The organism is Segeticoccus rhizosphaerae, from assembly GCF_005222685.1.
Lineage (GTDB): Bacteria > Actinomycetota > Actinomycetes > Actinomycetales > Dermatophilaceae > Segeticoccus > Segeticoccus rhizosphaerae.
Window position 1 is genome coordinate 22,119 of the sequence record NZ_SWMA01000014.1, and the last position, 25,878, is coordinate 47,996.

Here is a 25,878-nt window from a genome sequence, read left to right on the forward strand (position 1 = left end):
GACGACGAGTCCGGCCAGCGAAGGAGCGACGAGCGGCACTAGATCCCGTTGGCCATTCGGTGGTAGGCGGCGTTCCACCGCAGCTCCCGTTCGATCTCGCGCACAGTGGTGCCACGGTCGATCACGACGAGCTCGGCAGCCACCATCCTGGCCAGATCCTCGAAGGCCTGACGGGTGAGCGCGGTCGTCATGACCGTGTGGTGTGCCCCACCTGCGAGCAACCACGCGGTCGCTGACGTCGAGAGGTCCGGCTGCGGGGCCCAGATGGCGTGACCGACGGGCAGCCGCGGAAGCTTCTGGGGCGACGGGACCACCTCCACGATGTTCGCGACAAGCCTCAGCCGGTCACCCACGTCAATCATGGCGACGACGAGTCCGGGGCCGGAGTCGGCCTCGAACACGAGGCGGACCGGATCCTCCCGGGCGCCGATGGCCAACGGATGGAGCTCGACCCGCGGCCGCGATGTGGTGAGGCTGGGGCAGACCTCCAGCATGTGTGCGCCAAGGATCAACTCGGCCCCGGGTGTGAGGTCATAGGTGTAGTCCTCCATGAGAGAGGCTCCGCCAGGCAGGCCATATCCCATGACCTTGGCGGCGCGCACCAGGAGCGCTGTCTTCCAGTCGCCTTCGGCCCCGAACCCGTAACCATCGGCCATCAGTCGCTGCACCGCGAGCCCGGGCAGCTGACGCAGTGCCCCGAGATCCTCGAAATTCGTGGTGAACGCCCTGAACCGGCCCTCTCCCAGAAACGACCGCAGCCCGAGCTCGATCCTGGCGCCGTACCGAAGGGACTCGTGTCGGGCACCACCGGCGCGCAGCTCGGGCGCGACGTCATACAGCTCCCGGTACTCCTCCACGAGGTCGCTGACCGCGTCATCCGACGCTTCGTGAACGTGCTCGACAAGGTCGTTGACCGCCCACGTGTTCACCGAGACACCGAACGATGCCTCTGCCTCGGTCTTGTCCCCGTCAGTGACGGCGACATTGCGCATGTTGTCCCCGAAGCGGGCGAGCCGCAATGAACGCAGCTCCGCCAGAGCCACAGCGGACCGGGCCCACGTGCCGACCTCCGCCCGCACTCGCGAGTCGGAAACGTGGCCGACGACGACCTTCCGCCTGATCGACATACGGCTCAGGATGTAGCCGAACTCCCGGTCGCCGTGTGCAGCCTGGTTGAGGTTCATGAAATCCATGTCGATGGTCGACCACGGCAGCTCGACGTTGACCTGGGTATGCAGCTGCAGGAGCGGCGTGGACAGGATGCTCAACCCGCGGATCCACATCTTCGCCGGGCTGAAGGTGTGCATCCACGCAACCAGGCCTATGCAGCGGTCATCCGAGGCGGCCTCGAGCATCAGCCGCCGGATCTCCTCCGATTCCTTCAGCACCGGCTTCCAGACGACCTGAACAGGCACGTCAGGGGCCGTGTCGAGCAGCGCGGCCACCTCCTGCGACTGCCGAGTCACCTGGGCGAGCACGCCCTCGCCGTAGAGGTTCTGGCTTCCGGTGAGAAACCAGATCTCGCGACCCTCAAAGGGGTTCTCCATCGTCACGCTGGCCCCTGCCTTTCTTGGCTCATGCTCGACTCCGCTGACGCCGACTCGCTTTGCCCGTAGGCGTTCTGATATCGGTCGTACAGGGAGTCGATCGCCTCCGCTGCTATCGGCACGGGCGCGCCGAGCTGGCGCGAGATGTGGATCGTCCGCGCCACCTCCTCGAGCATCACCGCCGCCTTCACCGCCGACTGCGCGTCACCGCCGATCGTGAAGGGGCCGTGGTTGCGCATCAGGACGGCTGGGGAGCGCGACTCGCGCAGCGTCGCAACGATGCCGCGGCCGATCGAGTCATCTCCGATGACGGCAAACGGCCCGACGGGGATCGGGCCGCCGAACTCGTCCGCCATCATCGTCAGGACGCACGGGATCTCCTCGCCGCGCGCCGCCCACGCCGTGGCGTAGGTCGAGTGAGTGTGTGCAACTCCGCCGACGTGTGGCAGGTGCCGATACACGTAGGCATGCGCGGCGGTGTCCGAGGACGGCACCCGCTCTCCCTCGACGAGGTTGCCGTCCAGGTCGCACACGACCATGGCCTCGGGTGTCAGCTCGTCATAGGTCACTCCCGAGGGCTTGATCACGAGCAGGTCGCCGGTGCCCGGGCCGGCCTGCGGATCGACCAGGATCCGCTGGGACACATTGCCGGCGGTCCACACGACCAGGCCCCAGCGTGGGAGTTCGGCGTGCAGCAACGCCAGGTTTCCTCGAGCGGACTGCACCGCGGCTGCCACCGTGTCAGAGAACATCGACTGCCACCCGTTGCAGCTCAAGTCCTGCCGTGTAGCGCTCGAGGAACGCGTCAAAGCCGCGCACGTCGCGGGAATCGGGGTCTGTCACTTCGAGCTCTTCGTCCACGAACACCTCGGAGGAGAGAAAGTGCTCGAGATCCGACTCCGACGACTTCAGAAAGGCGGCCAAGAGGGCGATGCCCCACGCGCCCCCGTCCGGTGCCGAGCGGCCCACGGAGACAGGCGTGTCGGCGGCCGCCGCGAGGAGCCCCTGCACGAGCCCCTTTGTCCGAAACAGGCCGCCGTGGGCGAAGAGCACGTCGAGGCGAACTCCCGACTCCGCAAGCACCCGCATACCGATCATCAGGGTCCCGAAGACCCCGAAGACCATGGCGCGGGCGAAATTGGCGAGACTCAGGTGGCTGTCGGGAGTGCGCACCACCAGTGGCCGGCCCCCGGCAAGGTCACCGGCGATCGGCTCGCCTGCCAGATGGTTGTACGCGAGGATGCCGCCACAGTCCGGCTCGCCTGCCAGAGCCCCCCGCAGCAGCACCTCGAAGACTGCGTCAGCATCGGCATCGCATCCGAGGGCCGTTGCGAACTGCTCGAAGACGGACGCCCACGCCTGGAGCTCGCTTGCCCCGTTGTTGCAGTGAACCATGGCGACGGGAGTCCCGGTGGGGGTCGCGACGACGTCGATCGCATGGTGCACCTGCTGGAGTGGCTTGTCCAGGACCACCATCGCGAACACGCTGGTCCCCACGCTGACGTTGCCGGTGCGTGGCGAGATCGAGTGCGTCGCCACCATTCCCGTGCCGGCATCTCCCTCGGGTGGACACAGCGGGATGCCGGGCTGAAGTGTGCCGCTTGGGTCGAGGAGGGCCGCGCCGCCGGGCGTGAGGCGACCGGCCTCCTGGCCCGCGAGGAGCACGGACGGGAGAACGGCCGCGAGCTCACCTTCGTAGCCGTGCTCGGCCAGGAGCTCGTTCGCGGACGCCAGCATGTGCGCGTCGTAGGTGCCGGTCGCCGGATCGATCGGGAACATGCCGGCGGCGTCGCCCACCCCGAGTACCTTGAGCCCGGTCAGGCGCCAGTGCACGTATCCGGCCAGTGTCGTCAGGTGATCGATCTGCCGCACGTGCGGCTCGTCGTCGAGGACTGCCTGGTAGAGGTGGGCGACCGACCAGCGAAGCGGGATGTTCTGCCCGAGCCGATGACTCAGCTCGGCAGCTGCGCGCCCTGTCGACGTGTTGCGCCACGTTCGAAACGGGACGAGAGGCAGGTTGTCGGCGTCGAGCGCGAGATAGCCGTGCATCATCGCCGACACACCGAGCGCTCGGAAGGTGGCCGGGCGCACCTGGTAGCGCTGCTCGATCTGGGTGGAGAGGTCGCTGAAGGCGGCCTGCAGGCCGGCCACGACGTCGAGGAGGTCGTAGGTCCAGGTGCCGTGGTCGAATTCGTTCGCCCAGCTATGGCTCCCGGTCGCGATCGGACGATGGTCCGGCCCGATCAGGCATGCCTTGATCCGGGTGGATCCCAGCTCGAGGCCGAGACAGGTCCTGCCCTCGGCGACCGCTCGGCGCGAATCGTCCGCGCCGGCTGAATCCGACCCGCTCGACGTGCCCAGGCGACGCCCGACCTGTTCCTGAGCCATGTCCACGTCCTTCTGATCAGGTGGCGACGATAAATCGGCCACAACCGCGGCCCTTCCCATCTCTTGCGGCGATCTCCTGGGAGACCGATGCAGACACTGGGCTAGGCGGAGTCCTCTTCGATTTGCTGGCGGTAGGAAGAGACCATGAACTCGGTGAGCTCTGCCAGGGAGGTGTCCTTTGTGCGCTTGTCGAGGGTGACCCGCCCTTGCTCGACCACGTTGACCCGGTCGCAGAGCTCAAAGATGTGGGTGTAGTTGTGATCGATCACCAGCATCGACACGCCACGGGTCCGGGCGAGGTTCTGCACCAGGTCGATGATGAGCTTCGCCTCCTTGGCCCCCATGGCGGCCAAGGGCTCGTCCAGCAGCAGGATCTTGACATCATCTCGTCTGGTGGCCCGAGCGACGGCGATCGCCTGTCGCTGACCGCCGGACAGCTTCTCCACGGGCACATCCACCGAGGGGATGTCGACCTGGATGTTGTGCAGGTATCGCCGCGCGTCGGCTCGCATCCGCCGGTTGTTCAGGAACCGCAGTCGACCACCGGTCGTCGTCTCGCGGTTCAGGAAGAGATTGTGGTAAACGGATAGTTGGTCGACGAGTGCCAGGTCCTGGAAGACGGTTTCGATGCCATGGCGTCGAGCGTCCTGCACAGACCTCAGGTGCACCGGCTCGCCACCCAGATACATCTGGCCGCTGTCCGGCGACAGATAGCCGGTGATGATCTTGACCAGGGTGGACTTGCCTGCGCCGTTGGCCCCGACCACGCCCAGCACCTCGCCGGGCTCCAGGTGCAGGTCGACGCCACGAAGCACGCTCACCGCACCGAAGCTCTTGGTGATTCCTTCCACCTGCATGACGTGCTCAGCTGAGGGTGCCGGACTCCCGGCCACTGCTTCCTGGGTCATCTCGCCCACTCCCGGCCCTTGGTCACCCGTATGGTCGTCCCGCTGCCGTTCGCCGCGCTCATTTGGCGACTCGTTCTCGTCGCCGGCGGCCGGCTCCCCCGGTCCGCAACCGCATCAACGTTCGGGCCAGTGATCCGTAGACTCCAGCTCCCTGCCCGGATCTCGCCAGTTCCAGCTGGACGTTGAGGATCATGGCACCGAGGATCGCCAAGCCCAGCACGAGCTGGTAGGCGAAGGCGTTGATGCCGATGATGTTGAAGCCGTCTTGGAGGACTCCGAGCACAATGGCTCCGATGCCCGCGCCGATCATGGTGCCGCGCCCGCCCGTCAGCGCCGTGCCGCCGATGACCGCGGCGGCCACCCCGTAGAACATCAGGATCAGCCCGTCGGTGCCAGGATTGAGGCTGCCGATGCGGTAGCCGTCGAGGAATCCGACGAATCCGCCCAGCACTGAACAGAGCACGAAGCACCAGATCTTCACGACACCCACCTTGACGCCTGCCTCAGCCGAGGCAGTCTGGTTGCCGCCGACGGCAGTGATGTGCAGACCGAAGGTCGTGCGCCGAAAGAGGGTGTGGCCCACGACGGCAATGGCGAGCGCCCAGATGATCGACGAGTAGGACCAGCCGCCAAGAACGTTGGCGATGGTGCCGGTACCGGCCGGATTGACCTGGATCCCGTTGGAGGACAACAGCACGATGCCCTTCAGAGCGAACACCGTGCCCAACGTCGTGATGAATGATGGAACGCCGAGACGCACCGTGATCAAACCGTTGACGCATCCGATGACTGCGCAGATGATCAGCGTCACGATGATGGCGGCGATCACGCCGAGCCCGGCATCGTTCAGGTAGACCACCAGGAAGGGGGAGAGGACGTACACCTCACCGACCGAGAGGTCGATCTCGCCCAGGGTGAGCACGAATACCTCGGCGATGCCGAAGATCATGATGGGTGCGACGTACGTGGACAGGGTGGACGCGTTCGAGACACTGGCGAACGCCGAGGAATAGACACTGAAGAAGATCGCGAGAGCCACGCCGATCAGCGCGATCACGACTTCTTGGCCCTGCAACAGTCGACTCGACCAGGGCCGACGTGCGACGGCACGGGCCTGCGGCGTCTGGTCGTCGGCGACAGTCGACTCTGACGAGGGTGGACTGGTCACGGTGAGCTCGCCTAGATGCTCGACGGAGCCTTGAGGACCTGCTGCTTCTTGCTGGATCCCTCGTAGCGATCCTCGCTGCTCAGGTAGGGGCCGACGTTGTCCTTGGTGACGAACTTCAGACCGGTGTTGGTCTGGACCGGCGCCACCAGTCCGCCCGACACCTGGTAGAGGAACAGCTGCAGGATGGGCAGGAAGCCCTGTAGGTAGGCCTGCTGGTCGATGGTGAAGTCGAGGCTTCCCTTCTGGACCTGTTGCAGGGTCGGTGTGCCGACGTCCCAGCCGGAGCCCTTGACGCCGGTCGACGCGAACTTCGCCACCGTCTTGGCGACGGCGATGCCGCTGCCGGCGTCCACCGCGTAGAGGAACTTGGCGTCCTGGTGCCCTTGGAACCAGGACTCGACGGCCGAGACCTCCTGGCTCTCGGCAGCGCCGGTGGCCACCTGGACGAAGTTGATCCCCGCCGGCTCCAGCACGCTCTTCGCGCCGTCCGCCCGCGGCTGGATGTTGCCTGTGCCCGGGGTGGCGATCATGCAGGCGACCGTGTCACCCTTCTTGACCTGAGCGAGGATCCGCTTGCCCGCCTCCACCCCGGCTTGGGTGAGGTCCTGGCCGATATAGGACATCACCGGGGTGTCGCTGCCAACCGGCGGGTTGGCGTTGTACGAGATGACCGGAATTCCAGCAGCCAACGCTTTTTTGGTCGGGCCGGTGAACGCGGTCTTGTCGATCACCGGCACTCCGATGCCGTCGGCGTTCGACGTGATCGCGCTGTTCATGGCGTCGACCATTTGGGAGACGATGGAGTCCGCAGATCCGGTCCAGCTGTAGTCACAGCCCAGGATGGCGCACGCGTCCTCGGCGCCGTAGCGAGTTGGAGTGAAGAACGAGTTGGTCGTGACGTGGTTGACCAGAGTGAATTTGTATTTCTTGTGCCCGGGGTACGGTCCACCGCCTGACCCGGCAGTGCTCTTGTCCCCACTGCTTCCACCGCTGCACGCATCGAGCAGCATGGTCAGTGCGGGCACGCCGATCCCCAGCACGCCGGCGTTTCGCATGACCCGTCGACGAGTTATCTCCCGCGACGCCGGCTCCGTCTGATTGTTGTTCGTTGAGCTGCTCACCATCATCTGCTCCTTTGCAGCGCCCGGACGGCGCAACGCCTCACCAGCGATGACCTTCTGTGGTCGAACTACCCGACTCAGCTCTCCTGGCAACAGGAGAGGAATGCGACCCTTATTCACTTGTGGGCAGGGCCCATCGGCGGCGAGACCGACGAAGAGTCCGCGAAGGCCACATGCCGCACATCAGCGGTGATCAATGGCCTCGAGCACAGGTCCTTGGTGCGTCCGAGGACCACGATACGACTGAATGTGACCGGTAACAAGACCCTCGTCGGATCTGCCCTCTCGCGCCACCGACTCGTGCTGATCGAGGTGCGCCCTCCCCGCGCTGACTATGGTGACTGTGTGACAACACATGCTCACTCCAGTGATACCGCGAGCATCCGTGATGTCGCCAAACTCGCGAATGTCTCGCACCAGACGGTCTCACGTGTGCTGAACGGCCACCCGAGTGTGCGCCCGGCCACCCGTCAGCGCGTGCTCGACGCCGTGGCCGAGCTCAGCTTCAGGCCGAACAGGGCGGCGCGGATGCTCGCCACCAACCGCAGCTACACGGTTGGCGTGCTCATGACCGCGAGCCACGCCTACTACGGACCCAGCAGCGTGCTGCGTGCCGTCGAGGACGCGGCTCGCGACTCCGGGTACTCCATCCTGCTGGCCAGTCCGCGCGACACCGACGTGTCCGAGTTCAGCGCGGCTGTCGACCACCTCATCCATGAAGGTGTCGAAGGAATCATCGTGGTGGCGCCTCAAGTTCGCGCCGCCGAGGCGATGACGAAGCTGCGCGAGCCGGTGCCTGTCGTGATGGTCCAGTGCGCAGACGTAGATCCGGCGCTCTCGGTCAACAACGAGGTCGGCGGGGAGTTGGCTGCGCAGCACCTGTGGGATCTCGGACACCGCCGAGTCGCTCTCGTTGCGGGCCCATCTGATTGGGCCGAATCCGGAGCGAGGACGCGAGGATTCGCGCGATTCTTGTCGTCAGTCGGCGCGGTCCCGGTTGCCGTCGCTGATGGTGACTGGTCGTCGGCGTCAGGCTACGAGGCCTTCCAACAGATCGCCGATGCCGGTTTCACCGGCGCCTTCTGCGCAAATGACCAGATGGCTCTCGGTTTCATCCACGCTGCCCATGACCACGGAGTGAACGTCCCGAATGGCCTCTCAGTGGTCGGATTCGACGACATCCCGGAGGCAGAGCACTACCTGCCTCCGCTCACCACCGTGCACCAGGACTTCGACGTCGTGGGGCGGCGTGCCGTGGATGGACTGCTGTCCGCCATGCAGGATCACGCCATCTCTCCTGCGGATGCTCTTGATCCGCTCCGCCCCGAACTCATCGTGCGCAAGTCGACCAGCTCACCAGCTCCGAACCGCCACTCCGGACGGTGACCACGCTGTGGTGACGGCCGTCGTCCGGCCGAGTGGAGAGGCGGGTGTCCAGCTCGCGGTGCACCCGTTGGTCTCCGGAGCGCTGTTCGGCGTGCCCGCTCGAGAACTCGGGTTCACCCCTCGGCCACCACCGTGGCGTCGCGGAGGTCGGCGAGGGTGCGGCACCCCGACAGGCCCATCGTGAGGTCGAGTTCGGCCACCAGGTTGCGGATCACCTCGCGCACCCCGGCGAGCCCGCCACGGCCAGGCCGTAGGCCCAGGCGCGCCCGACCAGCACCGCCTCCGCGCCGACGTGCAGCGCCTTGAACACGTCGGCGCCCCCGCGGATCCCCCTGTCCAGGAGGACGGTCGCGCGACCGCCGACCGCCTGGAGCACGGCCGGCAGCGCCTGCATGCTCCCGATCGCGCCGTCGACCTGCCGCCCGCCGTGGTTGCTCACGACGATCCCGTCGACGCCGTGGTCGACAGCCCGGCGCGCGTCATCGGGGTGCAGGACTCCCTTGAGGACGATGGGCAGCCGGGTCCGCTCCCGCAGCCACGCCAGGTCGTCCCACGTGATCGTCGGGCGGGAGTAGCTCTCCAGGAAGAGCTCCACGGCCGCGCGGGGCACGGGGGAGCGCAGGTTGTCCCAGAACGACCCGGGGTGCGCACGAGTCAGGTCGATCAGGGTCCGGACCGTCGCGGCGCGCAGGAGTGGACGCTGCGGTGCCGGCCGTCCTCGCGAAGCACTGACGCGCTCGGCGACGAGCCGCCGGAAGACGGGGTCGCTGGTGTACTGCGCGATCCCCAGACCCCGGCTGAAGGGCAGCGACCCGAGGTCGAGGTCGCGGCTGCGCCAAACCCAGCAGCGTCGTGTCGAGCGTGACCACGACGGCCTCGCAGCCGCAGCGTTCGGCCCGGCCGAGGAAGCTCTCCACCAGTTCGTCGATGGTGCTCCAGTAGAGCTGGAACCATCGAGGTGCGCCACCCATCTGCGCCGCGCACTCCTCCATCGAACGTGAGGCCTGGTTGGAGAAGGCCATGGGGATCCCCTCGGCGGCCGCGGCCCGGGCGGCACCCACGTCGGCGCTGCGGTGAGCCATCTCTGCCACACCCACCGGCGCCAGCAGGAGGGGAGCCGGGATGGTGCGGCCGAACAGCCTGGTGGACAGGTCGCGCTCCGACACGTCGCGCAGGACCCGCGGCACGATCTGCAGGGCGTCGAACCCGTCGCGGTTGCTGTCCATGGTGCGCTCGCGGCCCGCGCCGCCCGCCACGTAGGCGAAGGCGCGGCGGTTCATCGCGCGCTCGGCCGCGGCCTCGAGCCGTCCCCAGTCGGTGGGCACGGCGGGGCGCGCACCGCTGACGCCGGCCCGGTAGACGGCCTCCTGGCGCAGCCGGCCGATCCCTGTCGTGGGTGTCATGCCCCGAACCTAGCCCGCCCGCGCAGCCGGCGTGAGCACACGGCATACGGGCCCTCCGGCACGCGGTGCGGATGCGTGCCGAGGGGCCCGAACGTGGGACACTGAGCGCACCGACCCCGAGACCGACGAGGTAGCCCACCAGTGTCACCCATGGCCCGCACCGCGCTGCAGCCCGCCGCGACGCCACCGGATCTGATCCGGAACTTCTGCATCATCGCCCACATCGACCACGGCAAGTCGACACTGGCCGACCGGATGCTGCAGATCACCGGGGTCGTGGAGCAGCGGGCCATGCGGGCGCAGTACCTCGACCGGATGGACATCGAACGCGAACGCGGCATCACCATCAAGTCCCAGGCAGTCCGTATGCCGTGGGCGGTCGAGGGCTCGACGGGGACCCCCACGACCTACGCGTTGAACATGATCGACACCCCCGGGCACGTCGACTTCACCTACGAGGTGTCGCGCTCGCTCGCCGCGTGCGAGGGGGCGATCCTGCTCGTCGACGCGGCCCAGGGCATCGAGGCGCAGACGCTGGCCAACCTCTACCTCGCGATGGAGAACGACCTCACCATCATCCCGGTGCTCAACAAGATCGACCTGCCGGCCGCGCAACCGGAGAAGTATGCCGAGGAGCTGGCCGGGCTGATCGGCTGCGAGCCCGAGGAGGTGCTGCTGGTCTCCGGCAAGACCGGCGTGGGCGTCGAGCCGCTGCTGGACCAGATCGTCACTCAGGTGCCGCCGCCCCGCGGGGACGCGGACGCGCCCGCGCGGGCAATGATCTTCGACTCGGTCTACGACACCTACCGTGGCGTCGTCACCTATGTGCGGGTTGTCGACGGGTCGCTCAACCCGCGCGAGAAGATCGTCATGATGTCCACCCGGGCGACCCACGAGCTGCTCGAGATCGGTGTCAGCTCACCCGAACCCACGCCGTCGCAGGGGCTGGGGGTCGGTGAGGTCGGCTACCTCATCACCGGGGTCAAGGACGTGCGCCAGTCCCGGGTGGGCGACACCGTCACGGGCGCCTCGAAGCCGGCGAAGGAGTCACTCGGTGGTTACCGCGACCCCAAGCCGATGGTGTTCTCCGGGCTGTTCCCGATCGACGGCTCCGACTACCCGATCCTGCGCGACGCCCTCGACAAGCTCAAGCTCAACGACGCGGCCCTGGTCTATGAGCCCGAGACGTCGACGGCACTCGGGTTCGGGTTCCGCATCGGCTTCCTCGGGCTGCTGCACCTCGAGATCGTCCGCGAGCGGCTCGAGCGCGAGTTCGACCTCGACCTGATCTCGACGCTGCCGAGCGTGGTCTACGAGGTCACCCTCGATGACGGGCGGACCGTGGTCGTCACCAACCCGAGCGAGTTCCCGGACGCGAAGATCGCTTCGATCAGCGAACCGGTGGTCCGCGCGACGTTGCTCGCACCGAGCGAGTTCATCGGCGCGATCATGGAGCTGTGCCAGCAGCGCCGCGGCACCCTCCGCGGCATGGACTACCTGTCCGAGGACCGCGTCGAGATGCGCTACACCCTGCCGCTGGCCGAGATCGTCTTCGACTTCTTCGACCAGCTGAAGTCGCGCACTCGCGGATACGCCTCTCTCGACTACGAACCCGACGGTGACCAGACCGCGGACCTGGTGAAGGTCGACATCCTGCTCCAGGGGGAGCAGGTCGACGCGTTCAGCACGATCGTGCACCGCGACAAGGCCTACGGCTACGGCGTGATGATGGCAGGCAAGCTGCGCGAGCTCATCCCGCGGCAGCAGTTCGAGGTGCCGATCCAGGCCGCCATCGGAGCCCGGATCATCGCGCGGGAGAACATCCGGGCCATCCGCAAGGACGTGCTGGCCAAGTGCTACGGGGGGGACATCAGCCGCAAGCGCAAGCTGCTCGAGAAGCAGAAGGAGGGCAAGAAGCGGATGAAGATGGTCGGGCGGGTCGAGGTGCCGCAGGAGGCCTTCATCGCCGCTCTGTCCAACGACCCCACGTCCGACAAGTCCAAGAAGTAGCTCGCGTGCCGCAGCCGCGTTCGGCCGAGGGAGTGCAGCGCCGGGTCGTCTCCTTCGCCCGCACCGACGGGCGCGCCCTGCGCCGCCGCGACCATGCCTCCGAGCAGGCCGGCCGCGCCTTCATGCTGGAGCCGCCACGGGGGGAGACCAGCACGTCGATCGCGCCGGGCTCTCGGTTGGACCCGGTCGCCGCCTTCGGTCGCATCGCACCTCTGGTCGTGGAGATCGGCTCGGGCGTGGGGGAGTCGCTCATCCACGCGGCGCAGAGCCACCCGGAGATGGACTTCCTCGGCGTCGAGGTCTACCGACCCGGCAACGCCCGGACGCTCGCTGCCCTCCTGCGCGAGGGGCTGACCAACGTGCGGATGGTGCGTGGTGACGGCGTCGACGTCCTCGAGCACTGGGTCGAGCCCGGCACCCTCTCGCAGGTGTGGACGTTCTTCCCCGACCCGTGGCCGAAGTCCAAGCACCACAAGCGTCGTCTGGTCGACGACTCCTTCGCCCTGGTCGTCGGGCGGTCTCTGCGCCCGGGCGGCGCCTGGCGGCTCGCCACCGACTGGGCGCCCTATGCGCTGCGGATGCGTGACGTCATACGAGCCTGTCCGGTCCTGGACAATCCGCATGGCGGCCGGTGCGACCGTGACGACCCGGAGGCGGGCTTCGCCCCGCGCTTCGAGGGGCGGCCGGTGACCAAGTTCGAACGCAAGGGCACCGACGCCGGACGGACGGTGCGCGACCTCACCGCCCACCGCCGTAGCGAATGAACGTGGGGGGAGGCGACAGGATCCTGTCGCCTCCCCCCGGTCCGAACGGCGCACGGGCGGCTCAGAGCTGGCCGGTGAGGGCCTGCAGCCCGAGGCTGCTCGTGGCGACCGCGACCCAGAGGATCGCGCCCAGGGCGAGCGGACGCCAGCCCGCCTGCCGCATGGCGCCGAGGGGCGTGGAGAGGCCCACGCCGCTGAGCGCCACCGTGGTGCAGAAGGTCGCCGTCCAGGAGATGGACGGGTGCCACCCCGCCGGGACGACCCCGAGGCTGTTCACCGCGGCGGCCACCATGAACAGGACCAGGAAGGGCGGCACCAGCCGCCGCCACGGCAGGCCGGTGGGGGTCTGGCCGGAGGGCGCGGCCCGGGCCCGGCGGTGGTTGCCGATCGCCAGACCGATGGAGATCGGGATGATCATCAGGGTGCGGGTGAGCTTCACGATGACGGCGTATGACGTGGCCGCGGCACCATAGACCGTGGCCGCCGCGACCACTGACGAGGTGTCGTTGACGGCCGTGCCGGCCCAGAGGCCGAAGGCGCTCTGCGACAGACCCATCAGGTGGCCGAGCACGGGGAAGAGGACGGCCGCGAGGATGTTGAAGATGAAGATCGTGGTGATGGAGAACGCGATCGCGACCTCCGAGGCCCCGATCACGGCGCTGACCGTGGCGATGGCCGACGCACCGCAGATGCCGGTCCCCACGCCGATCAGGGTGCGGGTCTCCCGGCCGATGCCGAGCCACCGGCCGACCAGGGCGGTCCCGACCAGCGCCACGGTCAGCGTGCCGACCATGACCGGGAGCGCGCTGGCTCCCGTGTGGGCCACCTGACGAAGCGACAGCCCGGCGCCGAGCAGCACCACGGCCGCCTGGAGCACCACCTTGGCGGAGAACGAGACGCCGGGGGCGAGGGCAGGGCGGTCGCCCATCAGCCGCCGGACACCGACGCCCAGCAGGATGCCGAACACGGGTCCGCCGACGAGCGGAGCCAGCCGGCCGAGGCCGGTGGCCACCAGCCCGACCGCCAACGCGACTGCGAGCCCGGCCCAGATCGCGGGGGTGTGGTCGCGGCCTGCAAGCCGCGGCTCGTGGGTCGCGGACTCGGCCGACGGCGGTTCAGGCACCGAGGCGCGCGGCGCGGAGGGGTCGGGCATGGCACGACCTTCTCGCGTGAGCTGCCGCTTGACTAGCGGGGGATCTCCGTTCAGGTCATAGGGTGCGGCTATGGCTCTGTCCCACCGCGCCCCAGACCTCGCCGGCCTCGACCTGCTGGCGGCGATCGCGGACGAGGGCGGGATCAGCGCGGCGTCGCGCAGCCTGGGCATCAGCCAACCCACCGCCAGCGAACGGCTCCGGGTCCTCGAGGGCCGGCTGGGTCTCACGCTGGTGCGACGCAGCCCGACCGGCTCGGTCCTGACCGCAGAGGGAGCGGCCGTCGTCGACTGGGCCCGCCCGGTGCTCTCCGCGACGGCGGAGCTGGTCGAGGGGGCCGAGATGCTCCGGGGCGAGCGGCGCAGCCGGTTGACCGTGAGCGCCAGCCTCACCGTGGCCGAGCACCTGGTGCCCCGCTGGCTCGTCGGTCTGGCCGGCCGGGCTCCCGAAGTGTCGGTGTCGCTGTGGATGGGCAACTCGAGCGATGTGGCAGCGGCCGTGCGCGCAGGCACGGCCGAACTCGGCTTCGTCGAGGGGGTGAGGGCGCCGTACGGCCTGCGCTCGCGCACCGTCTGCGGCGACGAGCTCGTGCTCATCGTCGCGCCGGGCCACCCGTGGGCGCGCCGGCGCCGTCCTGTCACCCCGGCCGATCTCGAGCAGACGCCTTTGGTGATGCGGGAGTCCGGCTCCGGGACCCGCGAGGTGCTCGAGCAGTGGATGACTGCCACGGGACACGAACCACACCCCGGCGTGGTCCTCGCCTCCACGACCGCGATCGTCCAGGCGGTGCTCGGCGGGGTCGGACCAGCGGTGGTGTCCGCCCTCGCGGTCCGCGAGGAGCTGGCCGGTGACCGGCTGGTCCGCATCCCGCTGTCCGTCGCCGCCGGCACGGACGGCGATACGCCTGGCGTGGCGCGCGTGTCGGCGAGCACCCGTCATACGGCGGACGTCCGGCTGGAGCGCAGCATACGGGCCATCTGGCGGGGGCCGGGCCGACCCACCCCGACAGCCGGCGAGCTGCTCGCCGTTGCGCTGGCCACCGCCCCGCCTGGGTTACGGTGACGGCTTCCGCCTTCGCCGCGCAGGAGGTATGCCATGGTCCCCACGGCCATCTGGATCGTCACGGCAGCGGCGATCGTCGGCCTGCTGCTCTTCGACTTCTTCGCGCACGTGCGCAAGGCCCATACCCCGAGCCTGAAGGAGGCGGCCACCTGGTCAGCGATCTACGTCGGGATCGCGCTCGTCTTCGGCGTGCTCGTGCTGGTGTTCGGCGGCGCGGAGATGGGCGGGGAGTACTTCGCGGGCTACATCACCGAGAAGGCGTTGTCGGTGGACAACCTGTTCGTGTTCCTGATCATCATGTCCAGCTTCCGGGTGCCCGCTGCGGACCAGCAGAAGGTGCTGCTGTTCGGCATCGTGTTTGCCCTGCTGGCTCGCACCGGACTGATCTTCGTGGGGGCGGGACTGATCAACCGGTTCGCGTGGGTGTTCTACCTGTTCGGCCTGATCCTGCTGCTCACGGCGGGCAACATGCTCAAGTCCGAGGGGGAGGACAGCCACGGCGGGGAGAACGTCGTCGTTCGCCTGGCGCGCAAGGTCATCCACACCACCGACCACTACGACGGCGACAAGCTGTTCACCATGGTGGACGGACGGCGCGCCATGACCCCGATGCTGCTGGTGATGATCGCGATCGGTGGCACCGACATCCTGTTTGCCCTCGACTCGATCCCGGCCATCTTCGGCCTGACCCGGAACACCTACCTCGTCTTCACGGCCACGGCGTTCTCGCTGATGGGGCTGCGGCAGCTGTACTTCCTGCTCGAGGGCCTGCTCGACCGGCTCATCTACCTCAGCTACGGGCTCGCCGCGATCCTGGTGCTCATCGGGATCAAGCTGATCCTGCACGCCCTGCACGAGAACACCCTGCCGTTCATCAACGAGGGCAGCCCGGTTCCTGTCGTGGAGATCAGCACGGGACTGTCCCTGTCGCTCATCGTGGCCTGCCTGGTGGTCACCGTCGCTGCCTCCCTGCTGAGCCCGCGGGGCAAGGCCCAGACGGCGGTGGCCGGCGCCCGGCGCCACGCGGAGCGCTACCTCGACCTGGACTACGAGGCGGACCAGCTGCTGCGCGAGCAGACCTACGCCAGGCTGCAGCGGGAGACCGCTGCTCTCACCTTGCTGCCGGAGGAGCAGCGGCGACACCTCCGCCAGCAGGACGAGCTGCTGGACCTGCTGAAGCGGGCCAATCAGGTGCACGACGAGCGTGTGGACCGAGGGTTCGGCAGCCAGACCGGTCGCCACCTGCCCTGACCTCGCACCGGTGCCGGCTCAGAGCCAGCCATGGTCACGAGCGGCACGTGCGGCCTCGATCCGGTTGCGGGTGCCGGTCTTGCCGATGCTGGAGGACAGGTAGTTGCGCACCGTCTGCTGGGACAGATGCAGGCGGCCCGCGATGTCGGCCACCGTCGCGCCGTCATGGGCCGCGGCCAGCACGTCCTGCTCGCGACCGGTGAGCGGGTTGGGCCCGGCCGAGAGGGCTTCTGCGGCCAGGGCCGGGTCGATGACCACCTCTCCGGCCAGCACGCGGCGGATGGCGTCGGCGAGGCCCTCGACCGGACCGTCCTTGACGAGGAACCCGCGGGCGCCCGCCTCGAGGGCTCGTCGCAGATAGCCGGGGCGGCCGAACGTCGTGACGATGACGACCGCGCAGCCGGGCAGCCGGTCGCGCAGGACCGCCGCCGCGTCGAGCCCGTTGCCACCTGGCAGCTCGATGTCGAGCAGCGCCACGTCCGGCTCGACCCGGACCGCGGTGGGCAGGATCTGGTCGCCGGAGCCGACCTCGGCCACCACCTGCAGGTCATCCTCCAGGTCGAGCAACATCGCAAGCGCACCGCGCATCATGGCCTGGTCCTCGGCGATGAGCAGGCGGGTGGTCGAGGTCATGGGCAGATCCGCTCCGTCCGGCCGTAGTCGCTGCGCGGCAGACTCGCGGTCAGGCTGAATCCCGTCGGCGAGCCGACTGTCTCGAGCTGCCCACCGGCCGCGACCAGGCGTTCGCGCAGACCGGTGAGGCCGGAGCCTGGCAGGACGTCGTGCCCGGCGGCGTGGCCGACCCCGTCGTCCACGATCCGCAGCCGCAGCCGCTCCTCGTCGCCGTCGAGCGTGATCGTGCAGCGGCGGGCCCGCGCGTGCCGCAGCACGTTGGTGGTGCCTTCACGCACGACCCAGCCGAGCAGGGCCTCCTGCTCCGCCGTCGTGGGCACGCGGTGCTCGGGCAGCTCGACCGTCACACCCGCCGCGCCCAACGTGTCACGGGCACCGGCCAGCTCCTCGCTCAGTCCGGCGTCGCGGTAGCCCCGCACCGCCGAGCGGACCTCGTCGAGGGCCTGCCGGCCGATCGTCTCGATGTCCGCGGCATGCCGCGCCGCGGCGCCGGCGTCTGCGGGAGCGATGCGCCGGGTGGCCTCCGCCTTGACCACGATGAGCGACAGGCTGTGGCCGAGCAGGTCGTGCAGGTCGCGGGCAAAGCGCAACCGCTCGTGGGAGACGGCGGACCGCGCCAGCTCCTCCCGGGCCGCCTGGAGCTCGGCGATGGTCACGGACAGTCGGGTGAAGGCGTGGGTGACCAGGCCTGCGAGCAGGACGGTCAGGCCGGTCGACCAGACGGTGTCGCCCCATAAGGCGCCGTGGCCGCGGGTGACACCTACGGCGAGGGCGGCCACGAGCAGCACCACCGCGGGCGCCCAGGGCGTGGGGACGACCGCTCCCACGGCGATCGCCAACAGCAGGACCACCATCGTCCACTGGCTCCAGGCGAAGGTCGCGAGCGCGCCCGTCACGATCGCCTGGACGGCCAGCAGCAACCAGGGCAGCCGCGCGGCCCCACCGCGGGAGGAGGACAGGCGACCCACCACGGACCGGCAGAAGCAGCCGAGGACCAGGACCAGCGCGGCGCCCACCACCCAGGGGCGTGGTGCCTCGTCGAGATAGAGGGCCGCCGGCAGGAGCACGCCCACGCCCCAGACCCCTGCCCACAGCCACCCCACCGCCGGGTCCGCCATGCGCGGCCGACGGGTCCGGTCGACGGCTGGGGACCAGCTCGAGCTCATGTCATCCATTGTGCTGGTCACCGACGGTCCTGCAGCGAAGGCGTCGCGACCCTCCGAGGATGAGCACCCCGGCGACCAACGGCATGGCCGAAGGCGAGGTGCGCCGGATCGTGACGGGCGCGAGGTGAGGTGAGGGTCATGTTGTTGCCTTCCGTGCGAGGGGTCGACGATCGACCTGTCCTCGACGCTACGGAGAGCGCGGACGCGCCGGCAGGGCCGCGCGTCCTCGGCCCGGCAGGACATCTGTCACGGGCGGGGGCGCCCGAAAAGCCGCACCGGGCGTGCCGCCGGCCGCCGCGTGACCACTGCCTCGCCGCCCAAACCGAGACCGCCCGCACAAAGGTGTAGGCCCGGCGCAGTATGAGTGCGCCGGGCCTACGTGTGGTCAGCGGAGATGCACCGACCGACGCGGTTGGAGCGATGTGGCTCCGTCGTCACATCACTGACGACTGCAACGAGCAAGCCCGTCGCGGGGAATCCACGGTGTCCATCCGGTCCCGCCTCCGTTGCCGGTGGCGTAGGACTATTAGTAGTGCCAGATCGTCCGGCACACAAGAGGTTTCGCGAAACTGGTGGGAAGATCCGGCGTGTCGCCCGCGACACGCCGACATCGGGGCAAACTCGTCCGGGCACCCACGCTGCCGGGACGGCGACCAGCGGCTGAGACACTGCTGGGTATGCCGAGTGCCTTGCCCGAGGGCGAACCCGCGCCGCCGTCCGGCGAGCTGCCGCAGGCCGCGCTCGCGACGCTCGGCTCACACCCGTTCGGCATCTACGTGCACGTCCCGTTCTGCATCGTCCGGTGCGGCTACTGCGACTTCAACACCTACACGCTGACCGAGCTGGGCGCCGACGGGGCCAGCGTCGCGACCTACGCCGACGCCGCTCTGCGGGAGCTTGACCTTGCCCTGGCCGTGCTCGGCCCGTCCACCCCGCCGGTGCAGACCGTGTTCTTCGGCGGGGGCACACCCACCATGCTGGCGGCGGCCGACCTGGTGCGGGTGCTGCACGGCATACGTGATCGGTTCGGGCTGGCGCAGGACGCGGAGGTGACCACCGAGGCCAACCCCGACTCGGTGACCGCGGAGTCCCTCCGTGAGCTGGCCGCCGGCGGGTTCACCCGGGTGAGCTTCGGGATGCAGTCCGCGGTGCCGCACGTCCTCAAGGTGCTCGAGCGCACCCACGACCCCGACAATGTCGGGCGGGCGGTGCAGGGTGCTCGGGCGGCCGGTCTCGGGGTCAGCCTCGACCTCATCTACGGCACGCCGGGGGAGTCGGTCGACGACTGGCGCACCAGCCTCGACGCGGCGATCGCGCTGGCACCCGACCACGTCTCCGCCTACGCCCTCGTGGTCGAGGAAGGCACCAAGCTCGCCGCCCAGGTGCGGCGCGGCCAGGTGCCGGCGCCGGAGGACGACGACGAGGCGACGAAGTACGAGCTGGCCGAGCGGGTCCTCTCCGGTGCCGGCTACGGGTGGTACGAGGTGAGCAATTGGGCGCGCACACCGGCCGACCGCTGCCGGCACAACGAGGGCTATTGGTCCGACGGCGACTGGTGGGGCGTCGGACCCGGCGCGCACAGCCACGTCGGAGGCGTCCGGTGGTGGAACGTCAAGCACCCCAATCCGTTTGCCAACCGGCTCAACTCGGGCCAGTCACCCGCGGCAGGTCGTGAGCTGCTCACCGACGAACAACGGTATGACGAGCGGGTGCTGCTCGCCGTCCGGCTCGTGGACGGGCTCCCGGTGGACGACCTGCTACCAGCCGGCCGGCAGGCGGTGGCCGGTCTGATCGCCGACGGTCTGGTGGACGGCGGGGCCGCGATGCGCGAGCGTGCGGTCGTGCTCACCCTGCGCGGCAGGCTGCTGGCCGACACGGTCGTCCGCCGCCTGCTTGCCTGGTGACTCCCCCGACTGTTGCTGGGACCCAGCGTCGTCGATGACGCCATCCCCCAGCAACAGCGGAGGTCACCGGGGCGCCATCAGGACAGGACGCGGATCTGGAAGGGGTAGTCGTAGGCCTCGCCGCGGGAGGACCGGATGGCGCCCTTGATGTGGCACCACAGCGCGACCACGAAGATGATGACCAGGAGTGGGACCCCGATGATGGCGCCGATGAAGGTGAAGATCAGGATCCAGCTGATCAGGTAGAGCAGCCAGAACGACAGGTTGAAGTTGAACGCCCCGGCGGCGGCGCGGCGCACGGCCGGGCTCGAGTCCTTCTTGACCAGCCAGACGACCAGCGGGCCGATCATGCTCAGCCAGCCAAGGCTGACCACCGCGGCGATCGGTGCCGACAGGTGGGCGAGGATGCTCCAGGTGCGCTCCTCGGACGTGGCGGGCGCGACGCCATACGGCTGCGTCGAGTAGGTCATGGTGGTTCGCTCCTTGGGTGGTGTCACCCCAGTCAACCGCACCGGAGGGACCGAAGATTCCGTCTTCGGGGTCCGCACGGGGCCCGCTCAGGGGCCGTTCAGGGCAAACCCTCACCCGGCGGGATCGGTCACGAAGTCGATCAGCTCCTCGACGCGGCCGAGCAGCTCGGGTTCCAGGTCGGCATACGTGCGCACCGTGCCGAGGATCCGCTTCCAGCCGTGGGCGACGTCGGCCTGCGTGGTGTGCGCCCACCCGAGCTCGGTGAGGATGCCGTGCTTCCAGGACGTGCCGCGCGGTACCGCCGGCCACCGCTCCCAGCCCAGCCGAGCCGGCCGCACCGACTGCCACACGTCGATGTAGGGGTGGCCGACGATGAGCACGTGCGGCGAGAACCTCCGCAGCGCCCGGGCTTCCTCGACGAGCCGGGTCTCCTTGCTGCCGGGCACGAGGTGGTCGACGAGCACCCCCATGCGGCGTCCGGGTCCCGGCTGGAAGTCGCGAATCACCGCCGCCAGGTCGTCGACCCCCTCGAGCAGCTCGACGACGATGCCCTCGATGCGCAGGTCGTCGCCCCAGACCTTCTCGACCAGCTCCGCGTCGTGCCGGCCCTCCACGAAGATCCGCGACCCCGACGCCACCCTCGCGCGCGCACCGGCCACCGCCCGCGACCCGCTCGCGGTCCGCGCCGCTTCTGCCCTCGCCCGACCCAGCGCTTGGCGGCTGGCCGCCGTGGGCGGCGTCAACACCACAGGGGCGCCGTCGAGCAGGAACCCGGGGCCGAGCGGGAAGCCCTTGCTGCGGCCACGGCGGTCCTCGAGGTGGACGACCTGCATGCCGCCGGCCTTCTCGACGCGCACGACCGCGCCGCACCAGCCCGTCTCGACGTCCTCGACCACGAGCCCGTGCTCGGCCTCCACCTCGCGGGCCCGCCCGCGCCGGGGAGCGCGCCAGTCGCCGGAGAGCACGTCGGAGCCATATCGGTCGGTCACGACAGGCGAGCGTATGTCGTGCCGGTCACCCGGCCGCGCAGGCCGGTCTCGGGCGTGTCCGCGAGGAGGGGAGGGACGACGTAGACTTGGCACTCGGCATACCTGAGTGCCAAGGTGCGTTGGCGTGAGTGACGACCAGTGGCCGCACACCCCCTCAGGTGAGCCTGCCGGCGGGACCGCGGACCGGAACGAGCATCGGGTGGGAGGTAGGCCCATGAGCGAGGAGCGACGTCTGGCGGTGCTGCGCGCCATCGTGCAGGACTACGTCCACACCTCGGAGCCGGTGGGTTCCAAGGCGCTGCTCGAGCGCCACCAGCTCGGCGTCTCGGCCGCCACCATCCGCAACGACATGTCGGCGCTCGAGGAGGAGGGGCTCATCGCCGCGCCGCACACCAGCGCCGGCCGCATCCCGACCGATGCGGGCTACCGCCTCTTCGTCGACCGGCTGGCCTCCATCAAGCCGCTCAGTGCGGCGGAGCGGGTCGCCATCGCGAGGTTCCTGGAGGGGGCGGTGGACCTCGACGACGTCGTCGACCGCACCGTGCGCCTGCTGGCGTCGCTCACCCACCAGGTCGCCGTCATGCAGTACCCCTCGCTCACGCGTTCCTCCGTCCGGCACATCGAGCTCGTGCCCATGACGGCCCGGCGGTTGATGGTGGTGCTCATCGTCAACACCGGGCGGGTCGAGCAGCGGATGATCGACGCCACGCGCGACATGTCGACGCCGGAGGGCCAGCGGCTCGTGGCAGAGCTGCGGCAGCGCATCAACGAGCTCGCCGTCGACCGCCGGCTCGGTGATGCCGCGGCAGAGCTCGAGTCGCTGCCGGGCAGGTTCGAGCCCGACGACCGTGAACTGGTGCGGGCCGTGGTCGGGTCGCTGGACGACGCCCTCGTGGAGGAGCGCGAGGAGCGCGTGGTGCTTGCGGGCACCGCCAACCTGGCCCGGTCGGGCACCGACTTCCCCCTGTCCATCGGGCCGGTGCTCGAGGCGCTCGAGGAGCACGTCGTGCTGCTGAAGCTGCTCGGCACCATGGGCCACGACGAGGAGGCCGTCGCGGTCCGCATCGGCGCCGAGAACCCGCACGCCGGCCTGCAGTCGACCTCGGTGGTGAGCACCGGTTACGGCACCGGACGAGTCGCCGGTCTCGGCGTCCTCGGTCCGACCCGCATGGACTACCCCCTGACAATGGCTTCGGTCCGGGCCGTGGCGCGCTACGTCTCCGACATCCTCGAGTCGTGACGCGCGTCCGGTCCGCCGATCCCGCCGCCCCAGAACTCCGACCAGCCCCTGAGAAGGACACCTGTTGAACGACTACTACGAGGACCTCGGCGTCAGCCGTGACGCCAGTGCCGAGGAGATCAAGCGCGCCTACCGCAAGATGGCGCGCAAGCTGCACCCTGACGTCAACCCCGGTCCCGAGGCCGAGGAGAAGTTCAAGCGGGTCTCGCAGGCGTATGACGTGCTGTCCGATCCGAGCAAGCGCGCGGCGTTCGACCGTGGCTCCGACCCCTATGGCGGCGCTGCGGGTGGCTTCGGCCAGGGCTTCTCGTTCAGCGACATCATGGACGCCTTCTTCGGTGGCGCCGCGGCCGGCCAGCGTGGCCCGCGCTCCCGGCACCAACGCGGTCAGGACGCCCTGGTCCGCCTCGACATCGACCTGCACGATGCCGTCTTCGGCGGGGAGCAGGAGGTCACCATCGACACCGCGGTCGAGTGCTCGACCTGCCACGGCGACGGTTCGCAACCGGGCTCCGGCACCCGCACCTGCGACATCTGCGGCGGCCGCGGCGAGGTGCAACAGGTCCAGCGCTCGTTCCTGGGCCAGGTCATGACCTCCCGTCCGTGCGTGGCCTGCCAGGGGTTCGGCACCGTGATCAGCAACCCGTGCTTCGAGTGCTCCGGCGACGGCCGGGTGCGGACCCGGCGCACCCTCAAGCTGAGGGTGCCTGCCGGTGTCGACACAGGCACCCGCATCCAGCTGGCCGGCGAGGGTGAGGTCGGGCCCGGCGCCGGACCGGCCGGCGACCTCTACGTCGAGATCAACGTGCGCCCGCACGAGGTCTTCCAGCGACGCGGCGATGACCTGCACTGCACCATCGAGCTGCCGATGACCGCTGCGGCGCTGGGCACGAGCCTCAAGCTCGACACCCTCGACGGCAAGAGCGACCTGGACATCGCGGCCGGGACCCAGTCGGGCGACGTGGTGACCATGCGCTCGCTCGGGGTGACCCATCTGCGCGGCAGTGGCCGCGGCGACCTCATCGCACACATCGAGGTGCAGACGCCGACCCGGCTGGATGCCGAGCAGGAGGAGCTGCTGCAGCGGCTGGCCGAGCTGCGCGGGGAGGAGCGGCCGGAGGGTCGGCTGACGCCCAACTCCCACGGCCTCTTCGGCAAGCTGCGCGGCGCCTTCATGGGCAAGTAGCACGGCCGCATGACCGCCCCGCTGTTCTTCCTCGACGAGGGTCGGCTGAGCGACACGGCTGCCGGCGACGAGGTCCGGCTGACCGGCGACGAGGGCCGCCACGCGGCGACCGTCCGACGGCTGGCCGTGGGTGAGGCCGTGCTGCTGGCCGACGGCAGCGGGCGGGTCGCCACCGCCGAGGTCGTCGCGGTGGGTCGCGCCGAGCTCACCGTGCGGCTGCTGGGGGTCGAGGACCGACCACGACCGGAGCCGCGTTTCGTCCTCGTGCAGGCGCTCGCGAAGGGCGACCGCGACGAGCAGGCGATCGAGGCGGCCACCGAGCTCGGGGTCGACGAGGTGGTCCCCTGGCAGGCGGCCCGCAGCATCGTGGTGTGGCGCGGCGACCGTGCCGCGAAGTCGCTGCGCAAGTGGCGGTCGGTGCTGCGCGCCGCGAGCAAGCAGTCGCGCCGGGCGACAGTGCCGTCGCTCGCCCCGCCCGCCACTCGCCGTGAGGTCGTGGCGCGGATCGAACGGGCCGACCTGGCACTCCTGCTGGACGAGACGGCATACGCACCGCTCGCGCTCGAGCCGCTGCCCGACCACGGCGAGGTGTTGCTCATCGTCGGACCCGAGGGCGGTGTCGCTCCGGAGGAGACCGAGGAGTTCGCCGCCGCCGGCGCGCGACCGGTGCGGCTCGGCGACACGGTCCTCCGCTCGTCCAGCGCCGGACCGGCGGCGCTCGCCGTGCTGTCCGCGGCAACCCGCTGGCGCTGACCCGGCAGGGGACGGCTGGCCAACGGCCGATCGTTAGTGATAACTTACCGTTCGTGACGACTTACCGAGGGGCTCCGCAGCTCGACGCGTTGGGTGATGCCAGTCGCCGGGCGATCGTCGCGGAGCTGTCGACCGGAGCTGCAACGGTGGGTCGCCTGGCCGATCGGCTCCCCATCAGCCGGCCCGCGGTGTCGCAGCACCTCAAGGTGCTCAAGGCCGCGGGGCTGGTGCGCGACCGGGCGGAGGGAACCCGTCGGATCTATGCGCTCGATCACGCGGGCGTGGACCAGATCCGCGCCTTCCTGGACGCCTTCTGGCGCGACGACCTGCAGCGTTTCGCCGACTTCGTCGACCGCGAGGCCGGCGCGCACGGCACCATCCCGCCACCACGGAAGGCGACTGCGCATGACTGACCCGAACACTCCGGTGACCGCCGAGATCGACGTGCCCGTGCCACCGGAGACCGCCTTCCGGCTCTATGTCACTCGTCCCGGCCGGACGCACCCGGAGGAAGGACTTTCCGGGGGCACCGGCGAGATCGTCTACGAGCCGTTCGCCGGCGGCCGATGGTACGAACGCGGACCGGACGGCCGGGAGCACGAGTGGGGGCGTGTCCTGGAGTGGGACCCGCCGCGCCGCCTGCTGCTCGCCTGGATGGTGGGCGCAGCGACCGGGCCCTGGGCGTTCGACCCCGATCCGGGGCACGCCAGCCGGGCCGAGATCACCTTCGCACCGGTCGACGGCGGGACGCGAGTGCACGTGGCGCACAGCGGATTCGGGGCGCACGCGGCCGGCGCGGCGTCCGTGCGGCGTGGGGTCACCGGCGGGTGGACGCGGGATCTGCGCGACCTGGCCCGGGCGGCCAGTGCGCTGGTGCACCAGTGAGTGGGGCCGGGGCGGCGCCCGCCCTGACCGGCATGCAGGTCAACCTGTTCTGTCATGACGTCGAGTCGTGCCGGGCGTTCTACACGCGTCTGGGTCTGCTCGAGCGGTTCCGGGCCCCCGCCGAGGGTCCGGTGGAGCACGTCGAGATCGAGGCGGCGGGCACCCGGATCGGTCTCACGTCCGCCGAGGCCGCCAACCGGCTCGCCGGGCTCGGCGTCGTGCCGCGTTCACCGGTGAGCACCGAGCTGGTCCTCTGGTGTCTGGACGTGGAGGCGCTGCACGGGAGCGCGCTGGGGGCGGGGGCGACCGAGGTGACCGCGCCGACGGACTCGCCGGACGGACGCCTGCACTACAGCTGGGTGCGCGACCCGGAGGGTCACCAGGTCAAGTTCGTCCAGCCGCTCTGAGGTCGTGACGCCATCGAGTCGCACACCTCGCGGCGAGCAGCACAGCTCTACCCTGTGCCGCTCATCGACAACGGTGCCGCTCGAA

The 25,878-nt window shown here is 69.7% G+C and carries 25 protein-coding genes; 12 read left to right on the plus strand and 13 right to left on the minus strand.

What is annotated here, in order from left to right; all coding sequences use genetic code 11:
• Positions 1 to 38: 38 nt before the first annotated feature.
• The 6 genes from araA to FCN22_RS11240 form a co-directional block, all read right to left on the minus strand.
• Positions 39 to 1,547 carry an L-arabinose isomerase gene (gene araA, locus FCN22_RS11215; RefSeq protein ID WP_137121700.1) on the minus strand — a complete coding sequence of 503 codons (1,509 nt, stop codon included), beginning with the start codon at positions 1,545 to 1,547 and terminating at the stop codon, positions 39 to 41.
• A gap of 2 nt (positions 1,548 to 1,549) precedes the next feature.
• Complete coding sequence (locus FCN22_RS11220) at positions 1,550 to 2,299, minus strand: L-ribulose-5-phosphate 4-epimerase (protein ID WP_137121643.1); 750 nt, start codon at positions 2,297 to 2,299, stop codon at positions 1,550 to 1,552.
• Positions 2,289 to 3,935, minus strand: coding sequence for a xylulokinase (locus FCN22_RS11225; RefSeq protein ID WP_137121644.1), 1,647 nt, complete (start codon positions 3,933 to 3,935; stop codon positions 2,289 to 2,291). Before FCN22_RS11225 ends, FCN22_RS11220 begins: the two co-directional genes overlap by 11 nt.
• A gap of 101 nt (positions 3,936 to 4,036) precedes the next feature.
• Positions 4,037 to 4,843, minus strand: coding sequence for an ATP-binding cassette domain-containing protein (locus FCN22_RS11230; RefSeq protein ID WP_137121645.1), 807 nt, complete (start codon positions 4,841 to 4,843; stop codon positions 4,037 to 4,039).
• A gap of 58 nt (positions 4,844 to 4,901) precedes the next feature.
• Positions 4,902 to 5,918 (minus strand): ABC transporter permease, encoded by a 1,017-nt coding sequence (locus tag FCN22_RS11235; protein WP_137121646.1) that lies wholly within the window; start codon positions 5,916 to 5,918, stop codon positions 4,902 to 4,904.
• A gap of 104 nt (positions 5,919 to 6,022) precedes the next feature.
• Entirely contained in the window at positions 6,023 to 7,066 is a 1,044-nt protein-coding gene (locus FCN22_RS11240) for a substrate-binding domain-containing protein (protein ID WP_202911535.1), read from the minus strand.
• A gap of 366 nt (positions 7,067 to 7,432) precedes the next feature.
• Between FCN22_RS11240 and FCN22_RS11245 the strand changes: the two genes are divergently transcribed.
• Positions 7,433 to 8,518: a LacI family DNA-binding transcriptional regulator gene (locus tag FCN22_RS11245; protein WP_238384681.1), complete on the plus strand. Its 1,086-nt coding sequence runs from the start codon at positions 7,433 to 7,435 to the stop codon at positions 8,516 to 8,518.
• 211 nt (positions 8,519 to 8,729) lie between these two features.
• Here the strand turns inward: FCN22_RS11245 and FCN22_RS22710 are convergent, their stop codons facing one another.
• Together FCN22_RS22710 and FCN22_RS22715 are read right to left on the minus strand one after the other, a co-directional pair.
• A complete protein-coding gene (locus FCN22_RS22710; protein WP_338016655.1) occupies positions 8,730 to 9,113 on the minus strand; it encodes an alpha-hydroxy acid oxidase in 384 nt (127 codons plus the stop codon).
• A complete protein-coding gene (locus FCN22_RS22715; protein ID WP_338016656.1) occupies positions 8,998 to 9,921 on the minus strand; it encodes an alpha-hydroxy-acid oxidizing protein in 924 nt (307 codons plus the stop codon). The genes FCN22_RS22710 and FCN22_RS22715 overlap by 116 nt, the downstream gene beginning before the upstream one ends.
• Before the next feature lie 150 nt (positions 9,922 to 10,071).
• Between FCN22_RS22715 and lepA the strand changes: the two genes are divergently transcribed.
• Both lepA and trmB read left to right on the plus strand, forming a co-directional pair.
• Positions 10,072 to 11,931: a translation elongation factor 4 gene (gene lepA / locus FCN22_RS11255; protein ID WP_137121648.1), complete on the plus strand. Its 1,860-nt coding sequence runs from the start codon at positions 10,072 to 10,074 to the stop codon at positions 11,929 to 11,931.
• Positions 11,932 to 11,936: 5 nt separating this feature from the next.
• On the plus strand, positions 11,937 to 12,695 hold the full coding sequence (gene trmB, locus FCN22_RS11260) for a tRNA (guanosine(46)-N7)-methyltransferase TrmB (protein ID WP_137121649.1): 759 nt from the start codon (positions 11,937 to 11,939) through the stop codon (positions 12,693 to 12,695).
• Between the two features lie 61 nt (positions 12,696 to 12,756).
• Here the strand turns inward: trmB and FCN22_RS11265 are convergent, their stop codons facing one another.
• Positions 12,757 to 13,848 carry a YeiH family protein gene (locus FCN22_RS11265; RefSeq protein WP_137121650.1) on the minus strand — a complete coding sequence of 364 codons (1,092 nt, stop codon included), beginning with the start codon at positions 13,846 to 13,848 and terminating at the stop codon, positions 12,757 to 12,759.
• 70 nt (positions 13,849 to 13,918) lie between these two features.
• Between FCN22_RS11265 and FCN22_RS11270 the strand changes: the two genes are divergently transcribed.
• Positions 13,919 to 14,908, plus strand: a complete 990-nt coding sequence (locus tag FCN22_RS11270) for a LysR family transcriptional regulator (protein WP_137121651.1) — start codon at positions 13,919 to 13,921, stop codon at positions 14,906 to 14,908.
• Between the two features lie 33 nt (positions 14,909 to 14,941).
• Positions 14,942 to 16,159: a TerC family protein gene (locus tag FCN22_RS11275; protein ID WP_137121652.1), complete on the plus strand. Its 1,218-nt coding sequence runs from the start codon at positions 14,942 to 14,944 to the stop codon at positions 16,157 to 16,159.
• A gap of 18 nt (positions 16,160 to 16,177) precedes the next feature.
• Here the strand turns inward: FCN22_RS11275 and FCN22_RS11280 are convergent, their stop codons facing one another.
• The gene (locus FCN22_RS11280; protein ID WP_137121653.1) at positions 16,178 to 16,792 is read right to left on the minus strand and encodes a response regulator transcription factor; all 615 of its coding nucleotides are present in this window, start codon (positions 16,790 to 16,792) and stop codon (positions 16,178 to 16,180) included.
• Positions 16,789 to 17,958: a sensor histidine kinase gene (locus FCN22_RS11285; protein WP_202911536.1), complete on the minus strand. Its 1,170-nt coding sequence runs from the start codon at positions 17,956 to 17,958 to the stop codon at positions 16,789 to 16,791. The genes FCN22_RS11280 and FCN22_RS11285 overlap by 4 nt, the downstream gene beginning before the upstream one ends.
• Positions 17,959 to 18,635: 677 nt before the next feature.
• On the opposite strand from FCN22_RS11285, the gene hemW reads away from it, so the two are divergent.
• On the plus strand, positions 18,636 to 19,862 hold the full coding sequence (hemW, locus tag FCN22_RS11290; RefSeq protein ID WP_137121654.1) for a radical SAM family heme chaperone HemW: 1,227 nt from the start codon (positions 18,636 to 18,638) through the stop codon (positions 19,860 to 19,862).
• Between the two features lie 77 nt (positions 19,863 to 19,939).
• On the opposite strand, the gene FCN22_RS11295 is transcribed toward hemW, so the two are convergent.
• Positions 19,940 to 20,332 carry a DUF4870 domain-containing protein gene (locus FCN22_RS11295; RefSeq protein ID WP_137121655.1) on the minus strand — a complete coding sequence of 131 codons (393 nt, stop codon included), beginning with the start codon at positions 20,330 to 20,332 and terminating at the stop codon, positions 19,940 to 19,942.
• A 111-nt stretch (positions 20,333 to 20,443) separates the two neighbouring features.
• Entirely contained in the window at positions 20,444 to 21,322 is an 879-nt protein-coding gene (locus tag FCN22_RS11300; RefSeq protein ID WP_202911537.1) for a DUF3097 domain-containing protein, read from the minus strand.
• A gap of 214 nt (positions 21,323 to 21,536) precedes the next feature.
• On the opposite strand from FCN22_RS11300, the gene hrcA reads away from it, so the two are divergent.
• The 6 genes from hrcA to FCN22_RS11330 all read left to right on the plus strand — a co-directional run bounded on the left by hrcA (position 21,537) and on the right by FCN22_RS11330 (position 25,793).
• Positions 21,537 to 22,562 (plus strand): heat-inducible transcriptional repressor HrcA, encoded by a 1,026-nt coding sequence (gene hrcA / locus FCN22_RS11305; protein WP_137121656.1) that lies wholly within the window; start codon positions 21,537 to 21,539, stop codon positions 22,560 to 22,562.
• Positions 22,563 to 22,626: 64 nt separating this feature from the next.
• Positions 22,627 to 23,748, plus strand: a complete 1,122-nt coding sequence (dnaJ, locus tag FCN22_RS11310; RefSeq protein ID WP_137121657.1) for a molecular chaperone DnaJ — start codon at positions 22,627 to 22,629, stop codon at positions 23,746 to 23,748.
• Positions 23,749 to 23,757: 9 nt separating this feature from the next.
• On the plus strand, positions 23,758 to 24,501 hold the full coding sequence (locus FCN22_RS11315; RefSeq protein WP_137121658.1) for a 16S rRNA (uracil(1498)-N(3))-methyltransferase: 744 nt from the start codon (positions 23,758 to 23,760) through the stop codon (positions 24,499 to 24,501).
• A 53-nt stretch (positions 24,502 to 24,554) separates the two neighbouring features.
• Positions 24,555 to 24,914, plus strand: coding sequence for an ArsR/SmtB family transcription factor (locus FCN22_RS11320; protein WP_137121659.1), 360 nt, complete (start codon positions 24,555 to 24,557; stop codon positions 24,912 to 24,914).
• Positions 24,907 to 25,386, plus strand: a complete 480-nt coding sequence (locus tag FCN22_RS11325) for an SRPBCC domain-containing protein (protein WP_137121660.1) — start codon at positions 24,907 to 24,909, stop codon at positions 25,384 to 25,386. The genes FCN22_RS11320 and FCN22_RS11325 overlap by 8 nt, the downstream gene beginning before the upstream one ends.
• Positions 25,383 to 25,793 carry a VOC family protein gene (locus FCN22_RS11330; RefSeq protein WP_137121661.1) on the plus strand — a complete coding sequence of 137 codons (411 nt, stop codon included), beginning with the start codon at positions 25,383 to 25,385 and terminating at the stop codon, positions 25,791 to 25,793. The genes FCN22_RS11325 and FCN22_RS11330 overlap by 4 nt, the downstream gene beginning before the upstream one ends.
• Positions 25,794 to 25,878 lie beyond the last annotated feature (85 nt).